Raw genomic sequence first — 12,628 nt, 5'->3', positions numbered from 1 at the left:
GGCCTGGGCCAAAGTCGCTAGATAGTCAGCATGGATTTTGACTTTGACTATCATTCTCTTCGATGCTTCTTGAGACGAGCTTCTATGACCGAAACTTGAGACGATCGCCGTCAAATTGGTGGCAACCTAGCCATCGCAGCCCGTGCCCTAGGCTCTCCGCCGCCTGCCCGAGGGCTAGGCGGAGCGTTCACACAGGGAGGCCGCGCCAAGAAGGGTCCTTCCTAGGCCGGGGGTACCCGCGCGGCCGCCGCAGCCCGGACTTTTTCCAGTTTGGCAGTTTGAAATTCACGGTTGACCGAGTTGACGCTGCTGTTGCCACTCGGTTGACGCCGAGAGATCACTCAGATCGGTGATGCCCGCATTGCGCCACTAGCAGTTATTCAAAGATCGACTGGACAATCGCGGGAGAGCCGCTGGATGCCCAAAATCTCACCGGCTTTCGAGTTAAATGCCCACGCTTCAACGGTTCTTTCAGGCAAAAGACTCAAAATTGGTGCAGTACCCTTTGCAGTACCCTTGACGTCGGGGTTACAATGTTGCCGGACTGACTAGTATGGTAAGAAAAGCGAAAGCACCTGTTTGCCCGGAAACCCGGGGTGAGCCCGGCACCGCGCTGGAATTGGCGTGCTGAATGGCCAAATCTGCGTCGATCCGTCCGAAGGCTCGCATTCTCCAGCTCCTTGGCGACGAGTTGATCGGAAGCCCGCGCATTGCGGTCTTCGAATTGGTAAAGAACGCGTACGACGCTGACGCTACTCAGGTCGTTGTGACGCTCGCAAATCTCGGGACGGACGAAGCTAGCGTAACGGTTCGCGACAACGGCTCCGGCATGACCGGAGAAGTCATCCAGAATATCTGGCTTACCCCTGCCAATGATCACCGGCGGCATCAACGAGAGTCCGGGAAACGATCGCCGCTGGGACGCCTGCCCCTGGGAGAAAAGGGGCTTGGCCGATTTGCGGTTCACAAACTTGGAAACAGGATCAGGATGGTCACCCGTCAGGCCGGCGAGCCTGAAGTGGTGGTCGAACTCGACTGGTCCGAGCTTCTGAGCCACGACTTCCTTGACGAAATAAGCGTGCCCATTGAGGAACGTGCGCCAAAGATTTTCAAAGGCAAAGCCCACGGAACCAAGATCGCCGTTACCGATCTTCGTGGCGAATGGACGCGAGGCGCTATCCGCGACCTTCATCGCAGCCTGACTTCGATCGCTGACCCGACAAGCGGGCCATCCGACTTTCAGGTTCAACTGAAGATTCCGGGCCACGAGCACGTCGTGGCTGATCTGCTCGACGCCAGCAGTGTACTTGAGCAGGCAATGTGGAAATTCAATTTCACATTCGACGGATCGGAAATCGCCTGGATCTACGAATTCAAACCGTATCCTGGGATAAAGGTCGAACCTTCAACCCAATCGGGCAAGGAGCCATTGCTGCGAGATCGCGACAAGAAACACGTTGTGGCCGGCAAAGATATGATCGCAGGCATCGGATCGGTCTCCGGAAGTTTCAACGTCTTCGATCGCGATCGGGCGACCTGGAATTTCATCACTCAGAAAAAGGTCTTGTCTGAATACCTCAACAACAACGGCGGCATGCGGGTCTATCGCGATGGCATCCGCGTTTACAATTATGGCGAACCGGATGACGACTGGCTCGGTCTCGATCTCCGGCGCGTCAATTCACCAACCGACCGCCTGAGCCGGAACCAGGTTCTCGGACGAGTGAATCTTACGCTCGATGGAAGCCACCAGCTCCGCGAAAAGACCAACCGGGAAGGTTTTGTCGAGAATGCCGCGTTTGAACGACTGAAGGAAGTCGTCATGTCCGCAATGACGATTTTCGACCGGTTGCGCAGGCCACACCGCGAGGCGATACGTACAGCGCTTACCGGCGTCAAATCGCCCATAGCAATTTCCATCGATACGCCAGTAGCGCGATTGAAGGCCGAGCTTACAAGCAACAAGCTCGATCGCCTGCAGCCTCTCGTTGACGAGATTGGCCGCGAGTATGAACAGCTTCGCGAAATCATGCTCAGCTCCGGCAATGCCGGATTGCAACTCAGTCTGATCTTCCACGAGCTGGAACGCGGCGTACGCGGATTGTACGAGGCGATCAGACAGCGCGAGAAGATCGAAGACATTGAAGAACGCTCCCGCTATCTGAAGGATTTGCTGGAAGGCTTTGCCACGGTCCTCAAAAAGGAGCCAGCCCGCAAGCAAAGCCTCGCGAAAATTGCACGCGAGGCGATGTTCCTGAACCAATTGCGGTTCAAGAAGCATCGTGTTGCGATTGATTTTCCCCTCGGCCGGGGCGAACAGCCCGACGTTATGGTTCGCGCCTCGCTTGGTCTCGCCATTGGTGGCGTGTCAAACGCCATCGATAATGCAATTTTCTGGACTCGCGTGCGCTGGCCTGATGAGGACACCAGTGAATTGCAGAGAAGGATCTGGGTGGGAACAAGTGACGAGTTTGGAGACCCTGCCCTGATCGTTGCCGACAACGGCCCGGGTTTCCGCGATTCGTCCGATGACCTGATACGACCGTTCTGGACGCGCCGGCCGGGCGGAATGGGTCTGGGCCTGTACTACGCAAACCTTGCGATGGAGCTGAGTGGCGGAAAACTGCTATTCCCCCAGCCCGGCGATCTTGATCTTCCCGAGTGGGCCACGGGAGCTGTGCTGGCGTTCGTGTTCAAGGGGGCCTGAGGAATGCTGCAGGGCGCGAGGGTTATCGCGGTTGACGACAGGCAGGAAGATCTGGATGGCATCGTGCAGGCCTTGCACAAAAAGGGCGTGGGCGCCCTTCCGATCCTATTTCAGGGACGGGATTCGCTGCGCCCATGTCTGCCCGGCATCCGCGTTGTCTTCACCGACATCAACATGGCGCCCAGTGCAGCTTCCGCCTATGCACAACATCAGGGCGTCGCTGCCATCCTGGACGTGTTGCTAGATCCGAATAACGGCCCTTGGATCATGGTCGCGTGGACCGCAGCACCTGATCAGACTGACGCTCTCAAAACCGTGCTGGAAAATTCGCTGGGCAAGGAACGGGCACCGATAACGGCCATCGGGCTCGACAAGGCTCGTTTCATGAACTCAAGGGGGGTTTACCAAGTCACGAAAATCGCGGCGGCGATCGACAAGCACATCGCCGGGAATGCAGTGGCCGGCGCCATTCTTGATCTGGAATTGAGGTCATCCCAGGCTGCCTATGATGTGACCCAATCGATCATCGCGCTTACGCAGACGGCAGCGCCGGGCGAAATCGCTCAAGTTCTCGTCGAACTTTCAAAAGCCACCGACCCGAAGCCACCTTTCACCGTCGAGAAGGTCATGCAGACGGTCGGACCGGTCCTGCAGGATCGGCTTATCAGGCGCGGTGTATCGAAAGCCGAGAAAGGTATGTGGGACCGGGCGTTCGCCGCCAGCGCAGGAGCAGCGCTTTTGCTGACCCATCGTGCCGAGCTGAACAGCGCTATCCATCTCGATCCTAATACTGGAATCGGCGACCGCGGTGCGATTACGATCGTCCCGACTGCCGTGATGGAAAAGGCCATGCCAGGACTTTTCTCGCTGGTCTTCACCCATTTCCTTAAACAGGACAAGGCCATCAAGATTCTGAAGGATCTCAAGAAGGCTGCCACGCCGCCTGCGGCGCCAAACCAACCCGCACCGCCCACGCCGGCAGACGATGTGTTGATCGCTGAATTCTATGGCCAGTTGAAGTGGGGACTGCTGGAGCTTGTCCCGGCCTGTGATGCAGCCAACGGCAAGCGGGGCTTGCGTAGAGCCGCCGTGATGCTCATCGCGCCAAGCGATTTTGCGAAAGTGGAGCCAGCGGGCGACCACGTCCAGAGGCTTCCCCTCCTCAAGCTCGAAGGCGATGTCGTCCTAGTCCTTGTCTCGGCGAAAACGACCCTGTCGCCGGTGCCGAAAAAACTGATGAAACTTAAACCGATTTCGCGTCTGCGCGACCAGCTGCTCGACGGGCTGACCCAGAATATTTCCGGGTCTCAGGCAAGGATTGGGTGGGTGAGCTTCTAGCCAGGGCCAGCCTGGAGAAAATCGGCTGGAAACAGCCTGACGTCGACCTTGGCCTCGCCCAGCATAATCTTGGCAACCTCGAAGCTACGCTGAAAAACCTCATCAACGTCGGGCACCTGAAAACTGTTCAGCTCGACAATTCCGCTCTGGATAATTCCCCGGGTGCAGTCGGCACACGGGAATAGACTCGTGTACATTCTGCAACCTTCGGTGCTGATCCCTGATCGGGCAGCATTGTAGATCGCGTTACGTTCAGCGTGCTCAAACCAGTAGTATTTCTCGCCGCCCTGACGGGAATGACGCTCTTCCGGTTCGGCACTGACGCGACGTGGAAGGCCATTGAATCCTATCGCCCTAATGTCGTTCGCGGGACCGACAATCACGGCGCCAACTTTTCTACTCTGATCCTCACTCCAAGTAGCAGCGAGGCGACTTAACTCAAAAAATCGCCGGTCCCATTTTGTGCGGGTGTCGGTATCAGTTTCGGTCATAGAAGGCAGTTTCCGATGATTGTAGGTAACGGCATCATAACGCGTGGTTTAGTCACGGGCGGCGGCACGCCCAACCTGAAGAATAGCACGTTTGATTTAACGGTCGGCGAAATCGTACCGATCGGCAAGAAAGCCATACGAGCCCGGCGCAAAGACCCGCAAATATCTCCGTATTTCCTTGAACCGAGGGAGATGGTGTGGGTTTTATCGAAAGAAGAGTTCAACATGCCTGCCGATGTAAGCGGTTTTGCGACGCTTCGCACGACGTTCACAAAGCAGGGCATTCTGGCGCTAAATGTGGGCATTATCGACCCGCTTTTCAAAGGCCCTATTAGCACTGCGCTGATCAACTTCTCGGATCGCCCGAGGGAAATAAGGATAGGAGACAAGTTTTTTCGGATCGCCTTTTTTCCCCACGCGGATGTGTCAGCTTTCCACCCTAAAGATGAGAATGTAGAGCGAACGGCATACGTTCGGCAGCTGGAGAATGTGTCCTACGCTGATTTCTCGCCAAGCTTCATGAACATTCCGGCGTTTGACGACGAATACTATTTCAAGAAATTCTGGAGCATTCTCTGGGCCGGGATCACAGGACGAAAGTTGATATCGATACCGCTGATCTTGATGATTGTGGTGGTTAGCTGGTATTTGTTGGAGACTGGCTTCTGGACATTCCTCGTTGCGAAATGGCTATGGTTTGCCGACGTCTTCAAGAAGGTGAAATTCTGGTAGTCAAACCGGAAAGAGATCGCGGACCCGGCTGAATACCGCGCCGGTCTCCGCGGCCCTGCGGACTTTTTCGCCGAGCACATGGCTGAGCGGAATTTCGCGGTCCAAGGCCTCGTAGATATCATGGCCATCCATGCAAATTATGCGTTTGCGCTTGCCGAATGCAGAAATCCCATCCGACGTGAAGCCCGCGTAACTAACGAAGAGTCCCCGCGACCATTCGGCCTTCTGTTCAACCTTGCCGTGGAAATTGTGAAGATCAGACACACCTGTTGGCGCATTGTGCCACTTTGCTTCCAGTAGATAGGTTTGATCGGCCAGAAGAAAGCTGCCGTCAATCTGCTCCCCCTGCAGCCTGAATGCATCGCGGGCGCGCATTCCAAACAGATCAAAGCACCTCTTGAGGAATTTCTCGAACTCGTAGCCACGCGCCTGCGACGCCATACCGGACAGAGTAAGTAGATCAGCGGAAAGCTGTTTGATTGCCGGACGGTTTGTAGCCGGTTCTGGGGCGTTCTTCTGCTCTTGGGAAGCCACGCCGCGTATCCGGTCAATAACCTGCAGGAACTGCCCGTGCGCGTTGACCACCTTTTCTTCGTTGCCGAACCTGGCCCGCATCGCCTCGCGATATTCCCAAAGCGCGTTCAACGTCCGCACAACGGTCTCTTTATTCACACTTTGCAAGAAGCACTTCAGTCGCCTGCCTTTTGACGTGCCATCCCGGGAATAGGCGGGCTGGTCGATATCGATATTGAGTTCGCCCGCAAAAAACTCGGCGAAGGTCTTGTTCGAGAAGTTCAGCACGTACCCGCCGCTCATCTCGAACAGGCTATCCAGGATCAACATGTCGATCGGCCGTATGTTCGTCGTCACTTTAGCCTCGTAATTGTCATGCGGCCGACGTTGTAGCTTCGGGCTATTTCTGCCGGTGCCTCGCCGGCTTCACGCCTTGCGAGCGCTCCAAGACGTTGCTCCACGGTGAGCTTTAAGGGTCTGCCCATATGCTTGTCACGCAACTTCGCACGCGCCCGGCCCTCAGCAGTCCTTGTCCGGACAAGATCCCACTCAACATCTACCAAACCTCCTAACACGGCCAGCATAAGACGGCCGGTACTGGTACCGGTATCGGCCCATCGTTCGGCGAGAGAACGGAATTCTGCGCCGGCGTCGGCATTCCGCTTGACGATCGCGAAAAGGTCAAAGGTCGAGCGCGCAAGCAGGTCAATGTGGGTAGCCTGTTGCTCGATATCGGTGAGCCTCATGGGAGTGCAACCTTTGCCGGCCGTGCCAGCGGCCGTTAAAAGCACTTTTTCCGAGCCTGTCCGGCCTGCGGTTGAGAAAAACTATAAACTTCGCGAGTGTCAGAGATCAAAGCTCGATCGCCCGGCAACCCGCCGCATGTCCGATCCAAAGATGTGCAAAGGCCGGTACAGAAGTGTCCCGTTGAGGTTTACCGCGAAATTCTCGTGCTCCCGCTCCTTAAGTTTTGCGAAGATTGCGGCATGCGTCGTGTCCGGCAGGTAAATCGCCGAAAAGCCCATGCGCTTGAACAGCAGCATCCTGCTCTTGGTCCAGAACTCGTCTGGCTCCCTGAAGAACCCGAACCCGATGCCTTCGATGCTGTTGGCGGAATACAGCAAGCGCTCCCGCGCTGCCTCGGTCTTGACCGAGATCAGCAGGTTGGTCGGGGCGCATGGGATGAGGATATCGCCCAGAGCCTGGAGTTCGCGCATTTTGCCCTGATTGAGGAGCATATGCCCCTGCGACTGCCAGCTTGGCCAACCTTCGTCGTTTAGGCTCATACGAGGGATTTGCTCGTTCTGCAGCACCTCGCTGCAGAGCATTTCCATGACGGTGCCGCCGATGACCGATCCCATCAAAGGCGGAAACTTGAATGTCTCTTTCTTGGGATACTGGACGAGAAACGCGGCGTAAACATTGGCCGCAGTGATGTCCGCTTGGAGCGAGATCTCGCACAGGTGCACAATGGCTTCCGCACTCGCCGGTCGCTCGATCTGGTTGAACAAGCAGGGACACAGGCGGAGCAGGCGACTCACAAGAGCCGCGTTCCCCGTCGGAACGGGCTTTGAGATCGCAGGCGACGCCAATGGGCCGAAGTCTTTATTGAGGGCTGCGAGAAGCATCAGTTTTTCGAGCTTGCCAACCTTCAGCAATGGCAGGTCGACGACTTCTTCCCAGCTTTCTGCACCGTTCCCTGTGGGACAATGTGGATGTAAACAATGCATTCTGCGCTCCCCGGCCGAATGCAGTAGGTGATTCTCAACCGGGAGTGGAGTCTCGATACGCATGTCAGGCTAGCGTGCGACCTGCCGGTCTTTCACAACTGCCAGAAAATCCTCAACCGAGAACAGCCACGACTGCTGGCTATCGCGATAGGTCGCATGAAGGCGCGCCGGAAGCACCAGTTGCAGTTGCTTGGCCTGCATCTCGTCCGTCTGGTTCTCCGAGATGCCGGGCTCAAGCGTAAGGAGATGCTTGTTAGGTATCCGTTGGGCTTCTGACAGCACCTGTCGCCACCGGTCCTTGCAGGTCGACTTAGCGCCCAACATCGTGAGCCGTCCCGGCACAAACGCGGCGTCACGGTATTCAGCCTGCCCCGGAAACATGAAGTCAGGCTTGTTGCGATTTTCGGTTTCGGCACCGCGCGCGTAACGAACGCCATGCGCCGCGAATAACGCCTCAAGATGGTTTTCCAGTGCGTGCCCGACGCGGGATTTACGGCGCTGCTGCACACTCAGCGAGAATGACAGGAAGCCGTCAACGTCAGCGCCGCTGCCATCGCCGGCAAACCCGGAAGAGATGCGGTCTGCAACGATATGGCGCTCGAGTCGCCGGAACAGCAATTCCTCGCGCTCCATCCAAGCAAACAGCGCGGCGTCCGGATCATCAAGCGCAGAAACGTCCGGCAGACTGAGCCGTGCAAATTCCGAGAATATCCGCGTCGTAGGAAATTTCGACCCGAACCTCGCGATGAGAGGATCGAAGATATCGACCTCGGGCTCCCCCGGCTCGATTCCGAGTTCGTCCAGCACATAGCGCGCGGCAAAGTCGAGCTGGGCGGAATGATCGACACTAATCTCGTGAAATGTCAGCTGAAGGTCGGGCTGCTGGTTGAGGCCGAACAGCCAGACCAGCTGGTTCTGAATCGTGCTCTCGGCCGGCGCGATGATCATCATCGCAGAGCCGTCACGACGCAGCGCCAGGAACATCGCATCACCCGGCTTCATCGCCTCGGTGACGCCGTTGCCGGAATAATAAAGATGATACTCAGGCGCCCGCGGTTTACCCTTGCGCACATTGGACCAACTGACAAAGCCTTCCTCGGTAAAGCCGTCCTGCTCCTCGCCCAGCCAGACGAACCTGGCGGGAATTTGCTTGCGGTCGTCATCGCCGAACATGCGGCGCAACGGGCGCGTGCCTTGGATCTCATGCTGGTTTGACTTCGGCGTGATGGTCTCCACGAGCGTGAGCTTCTTAGCCACCACAGCCTCGAAGAGATCGGAGAGCATGCCGCGTTTGTAGTCCGTCATGAAGTGCCCCGGATTTCTAGGCGCGGCTTCCGGGATTGGAGCCATGTGTCACAACGGCGAATGACTTCGGAAAACTCAAGGCGGGCGCTGCCCTTCAGCGCGCATTCCCAGACGACGGCCTGGCGCCAGCCAAGATCCTGCAGCGCAGCCTCGTTGCGCTGATCAACCTCTCGGTTGCGCGCAATCTTCGCACGCCAGAATTCCGGCCGGCTGGATGGCCATTTGAACAAATGGCAGTCGTGGCCATGCCAAAAGCATCCCTGCGCGTGAATGACGGCCTCGTATCGCGGAAAAACAATATCTGGCTTGCCGGGCAGCCGGCGATCGTGAAGCCGGTAGCGAAAACCACGGGCGTGAAGCGCGTGGCGCAACATCAGCTCGGGTTTTGTATTGGTGCCGCGGATGCCCGCCATCATGCGGCTGCGCACGGCGGGCGTCACCACATCAATCATTAGGCCGCTTCCGACTGCCGCTGCGGCCTAGTGATCTTGCGTACTGTCAATTCCTTCTGCGGGGCATTGGCCTGCAAGGCTTCCTCAATGTAGGGCTTGAGCGCACGGGCAATGAATTCGACGACCGGCACCACAACGGCGTTGCCAAACTGCTTGTAGGCCTGGGTGTCGGACACGCGGATCTTGAACTCGCGATCCTTGGTCTCGAATCCCATGAGGCGCGCGCACTCCTTCGGTGTGAGTCTACGCGGCCGTTTACCCTTCTGCTTGACTAGGATTTCCGAACCATCCTTGTAGTACCGCGCTGACAACGTGCGCGTCACATCATCCGGACCAAACAGGCCGAAACCGAAACCGTTGCCGGCAGCGTTGTGCTTGGCCTTGTAGTCCTGGAGATATTTCCAGAGGTTCGGTGTGAGCGTGTATTTTGCATCGACCTCATCGGGTGGGAGCAGGATATCGCCAAGCTTCGGCCCGCGTGAAGGGTCGGGTACTTTCAGGTCCTTGAGCACGAACTTGGTCGGGTTACGGAAGCCGACAATGAAAATGCGCTCGCGCTTCTGCGGTACCCAGGACTGTGACCCAATAACCCGGGTCTGGACGTGATAGCCCAGCTCATTCTGGAGCACGTTCATAATGGTCGCGAAGGTGCGGCCCTGATCATGCCGCTCAAGGTTCTTGACGTTCTCAAGAACAAAAACTGCGGGCTTATGATGGGCGATAATCTGCGCGGTGTCGAAAAACAGTGTCCCCTGGGTGTCGCAGAGGAAGCCGTGCGGACGGCCCAGGGCATTCTTCTTTGAAACACCTGCGATCGAGAAGGGTTGGCATGGAAACCCGGCCAGCAGCACGTCATGCTCGGGCACTTTCTCGGGATTGGACGAGAATTCACGAATATCGCCTTCAATCGGGTGATTGTCGGGAAAATTCAACGCGTAAGTCTCGTTACATTTCTTGTCCCATTCCGACGTAAATACGCAGCGCCCGCCGATGCCCTGGAAACCCAGGCGCAGACCGCCAATGCCGGCGAAGAGATCGACGAAGCGGAAACCGGTGGGAACGTGCTCTGCCACCAACCGTCGTTCGGCCGCCTGGCGGAGCGTATCCATCGCGAGCCTGGACGGCCGGCTTTCGCCGCGTTCGTACCGGTAGACCGATCCCGGCTCCACCTTGAGTAGGCCAGACGTTTCAAGGATCGTAAGCCCGGCAAGCTCCCGCAACCTTTTGAACTCTATCAGCTTCTTTTTTCTAGTCAGTGCCATGGCGGCCGAATCACCCTTGTGTCGATTTTTGACACCCTGGCACCCGTTGTCCCTCCCCGCAATCAGGGCTGCCGGTTACCCTCAACAACGCGGCCTCTCCGACGAGCCCCCCGGTTAGGCGCTAAATCTTACCGCGCAATGGACATGCGACGAGTACCGCTAGCAAGCACACTCACTGAGAAATCTACCGCTTGCTAGCTGATGGCTTCCTCATCGCGTCGACCACAACAATCTCGCTCGACTTATTTCCAGTGGTGATCTGGTCTTGCTGAATGGTTTGAATGCGCGCCAACTTGTAGCCCATACCTCCAACGTCGATGATGAGAAAAACGCCTTCTTCTGTTTGTGCAGCGGCCTTGTAGATATCAAGTTGCGTTTCGTATCCATGCACAATGTCACCGGTCGACAATTTAAGTTCAACAAGGACCCGAAGCGCGTAGCCGGTGGAGAACTTGAAATCCACCGGTCCACCTCCAGAGTGGACTTCTGGGGATATGTCTAGGTTGTTAGACTTGCAGTAAGAATCAGCTACGCCAAAATACACCAGCTGGCTTGACTTTTCAGACCGCGGCTTCGTGCCTTCCCACAAAAGATGCGAGAGGTTGTTGTTCTCGATCAGCTGCTTGAACTGCATCGTAATTTCGCGGACGACGCGCAAGAGCTCGCGAAGTGTCGGAGACGAAGGTCGTACGATGACAAGGGGAAATTGCTGCGCGGCCGTAAGTAGAGCTTGGCGAAGCGCCTCAAAACCCTTCCTGTCCTTCTCGAAGTCGTAGCCTGTCGGATCATTAGCCAGCAAATCGCGAACAAGCGTCTGGAAATTAAGAGGGTCTCCGAGAGCAATGCGCTTCAACGCAGACTTTTTCTGTGTAACGGTCGCTTTAGTTATGTTTCCGATCATTTGATTGACCATATGCCGGAGTGTCGAATTGAACGACACGACCCGGTCAATATCCGACCAATCTGTAGCAACTGGCAGCTCCCTCAGCACGTCCTTTGGCACGAGGAAAATTCCTGTACCCGGTCGAGTGACATTCTCGGGCAACTCGTATTCCTCGAACTCAAGATTGAACTTTCTCAACGGAACTGAATGCCGCGAGCAAAAATCTTTGGTGATCTGCTCAAGAACACGGAGAACCGAATTCGTCGTGAGATCGGAGATGGTGTCAGGGCCAACACCGACCTCGAACATGCCCATCAAAATGATCAACTCCGGGTTCCTGACTCCGACGTCGACGATTTGCTTGGCCGTCGTGAGGATTTGACGCTTTAAACTGTCGGGCCGGTCCCGTCCCGATGTTCCCGTTCCCCCATATCCAAGACAGGTCTCACCGCGTTCATGAAGCGCCAGGAGCCTCATCGCGGCCTTCCAAGGAGCATCATCAAGCGCCTTCGACTCTGCCAGCAATTCGATGATGTCGGACATTCGCTTCTCAAATGCCTGGACACCCGCACCTGAAAGGGTGGGATGAGCGCTGTTCTTGAAAAGAAGTGGATCGACGAACAGTTTGGTGTCAGCGTTCAACACTGGGTCTAACAGACCCTCTGCATCTAAAGAACTGGGCGGAATTCCAAACTGCTGACTAAAAACCCTTGGATTTATTAGCTTCGGCATACCGCCTCGTCATGACGACTTGAGATGCGCGAATGCTAGGCAATCAACCCCTAGTTGACAAGCCAACCAAGGTTGCGCCTTTAGTGCCCTCCCCGCCACGCTAACCAAGAGACCGCTGCAGCCACTAAGGGCGTCCATAACGACATCACGCGAGGTACACATAGCTGGGCCACTTGCCGTAGGCCTTCACCAGCAGCGGTACATAGTCGAGCAACTCGCCCAAGCCGGGCCGTATCAAGGGTAGTTTCCGCATTGCCTCAAATCCCGCAGCCCGCTTTGAAAAAGGCAAATTCTCCTTGCCAATCGGTCACCTCAGCCAGCCGGACAATGGTCCGATCCAAAAATCAGAGAAGTCTGCCACCATCGATAGTCATTTCTGCCATTGGCCATTGCTTAAGTGGGACCAAAGATCGTCCGAGATGGCGGAAAACTCTTCAGGCCAGCTAGAAAGCAGAGGCACGCAACGCCGACAAATATTCCTAT

General features: G+C 56.4%; 11 protein-coding genes. 3 read left to right on the top strand and 8 right to left on the bottom strand.

Annotated features, from left to right (window positions below):
* Positions 1–631 precede the first annotated feature (631 nt).
* Both AB8A50_RS23500 and AB8A50_RS23495 read left to right on the top strand, forming a co-directional pair.
* Entirely contained in the window at positions 632–2,707 is a 2,076-nt protein-coding gene (locus AB8A50_RS23500) for an ATP-binding protein (protein ID WP_439079068.1), read from the top strand.
* 3 nt (positions 2,708–2,710) lie between these two features.
* A complete protein-coding gene (locus AB8A50_RS23495) occupies positions 2,711–4,045 on the top strand; it encodes a hypothetical protein (protein WP_439079066.1) in 1,335 nt (444 codons plus the stop codon).
* Here AB8A50_RS23495 and AB8A50_RS23490 read toward each other — a convergent pair.
* On the bottom strand, positions 4,042–4,536 hold the full coding sequence (locus tag AB8A50_RS23490) for a deoxycytidylate deaminase (RefSeq protein WP_439079065.1): 495 nt from the start codon (positions 4,534–4,536) through the stop codon (positions 4,042–4,044). The two genes, AB8A50_RS23495 and AB8A50_RS23490, sit on opposite strands and share 4 nt — an antisense overlap.
* Positions 4,537–4,551: 15 nt before the next feature.
* Here AB8A50_RS23490 and AB8A50_RS23485 point away from each other — a divergent pair, with 15 nt between their 5' ends.
* Entirely contained in the window at positions 4,552–5,268 is a 717-nt protein-coding gene (locus AB8A50_RS23485; RefSeq protein ID WP_439079064.1) for a dCTP deaminase domain-containing protein, read from the top strand.
* Here AB8A50_RS23485 and AB8A50_RS23480 read toward each other — a convergent pair whose 3' ends face one another.
* From AB8A50_RS23480 to AB8A50_RS23450, 7 genes are all read right to left on the bottom strand, one after another.
* Complete coding sequence (locus AB8A50_RS23480; protein WP_439079063.1) at positions 5,269–6,138, bottom strand: restriction endonuclease; 870 nt, start codon at positions 6,136–6,138, stop codon at positions 5,269–5,271.
* The gene (locus AB8A50_RS23475) at positions 6,135–6,527 is read right to left on the bottom strand and encodes a recombinase family protein (RefSeq protein WP_439079062.1); all 393 of its coding nucleotides are present in this window, start codon (positions 6,525–6,527) and stop codon (positions 6,135–6,137) included. Before AB8A50_RS23475 ends, AB8A50_RS23480 begins: the two co-directional genes overlap by 4 nt.
* Before the next feature lie 99 nt (positions 6,528–6,626).
* Positions 6,627–7,511 carry a hypothetical protein gene (locus AB8A50_RS23470; protein ID WP_439079061.1) on the bottom strand — a complete coding sequence of 295 codons (885 nt, stop codon included), beginning with the start codon at positions 7,509–7,511 and terminating at the stop codon, positions 6,627–6,629.
* A gap of 69 nt (positions 7,512–7,580) precedes the next feature.
* A complete protein-coding gene (locus AB8A50_RS23465; protein WP_439079060.1) occupies positions 7,581–8,816 on the bottom strand; it encodes a type II restriction endonuclease in 1,236 nt (411 codons plus the stop codon).
* Positions 8,813–9,268 (bottom strand): very short patch repair endonuclease, encoded by a 456-nt coding sequence (locus AB8A50_RS23460; RefSeq protein WP_439079059.1) that lies wholly within the window; start codon positions 9,266–9,268, stop codon positions 8,813–8,815. Before AB8A50_RS23460 ends, AB8A50_RS23465 begins: the two co-directional genes overlap by 4 nt.
* Positions 9,268–10,530: a DNA (cytosine-5-)-methyltransferase gene (gene dcm, locus AB8A50_RS23455; protein WP_439079057.1), complete on the bottom strand. Its 1,263-nt coding sequence runs from the start codon at positions 10,528–10,530 to the stop codon at positions 9,268–9,270. Before dcm ends, AB8A50_RS23460 begins: the two co-directional genes overlap by 1 nt.
* Before the next feature lie 184 nt (positions 10,531–10,714).
* The gene (locus AB8A50_RS23450) at positions 10,715–12,055 is read right to left on the bottom strand and encodes a chromosomal replication initiator DnaA (protein ID WP_439079056.1); all 1,341 of its coding nucleotides are present in this window, start codon (positions 12,053–12,055) and stop codon (positions 10,715–10,717) included.
* Positions 12,056–12,628 lie beyond the last annotated feature (573 nt).

It is taken from the genome of Tardiphaga sp. 841_E9_N1_2 (assembly GCF_051811065.1).
In the GTDB taxonomy this organism is placed as follows: domain Bacteria; phylum Pseudomonadota; class Alphaproteobacteria; order Rhizobiales; family Xanthobacteraceae; genus Tardiphaga; species Tardiphaga robiniae.
This window is presented reverse-complemented; position numbering and strand designations above follow the sequence as displayed.

Bases quoted from the DNA above. Each gene is read 5' to 3' on its own strand.
- AB8A50_RS23490 (WP_439079065.1), bottom strand. From the start codon at position 4,536: ATGACCGAAACTGATACCGACACCCGCACAAAATGGGACCGGCGATTT.
- dcm (WP_439079057.1), bottom strand. From the start codon at position 10,530: ATGGCACTGACTAGAAAAAAGAAGCTGATAGAGTTCAAAAGGTTGCGG.
- AB8A50_RS23485 (WP_439079064.1), top strand. From the start codon at position 4,552: ATGATTGTAGGTAACGGCATCATAACGCGTGGTTTAGTCACGGGCGGC.
- AB8A50_RS23465 (WP_439079060.1), bottom strand. From the start codon at position 8,816: ATGACGGACTACAAACGCGGCATGCTCTCCGATCTCTTCGAGGCTGTG.
- AB8A50_RS23460 (WP_439079059.1), bottom strand. From the start codon at position 9,268: ATGATTGATGTGGTGACGCCCGCCGTGCGCAGCCGCATGATGGCGGGC.
- AB8A50_RS23495 (WP_439079066.1), top strand. From the start codon at position 2,711: ATGCTGCAGGGCGCGAGGGTTATCGCGGTTGACGACAGGCAGGAAGAT.
- AB8A50_RS23475 (WP_439079062.1), bottom strand. From the start codon at position 6,527: ATGAGGCTCACCGATATCGAGCAACAGGCTACCCACATTGACCTGCTT.
- AB8A50_RS23470 (WP_439079061.1), bottom strand. From the start codon at position 7,511: ATGCATTGTTTACATCCACATTGTCCCACAGGGAACGGTGCAGAAAGC.
- AB8A50_RS23500 (WP_439079068.1), top strand. From the start codon at position 632: ATGGCCAAATCTGCGTCGATCCGTCCGAAGGCTCGCATTCTCCAGCTC.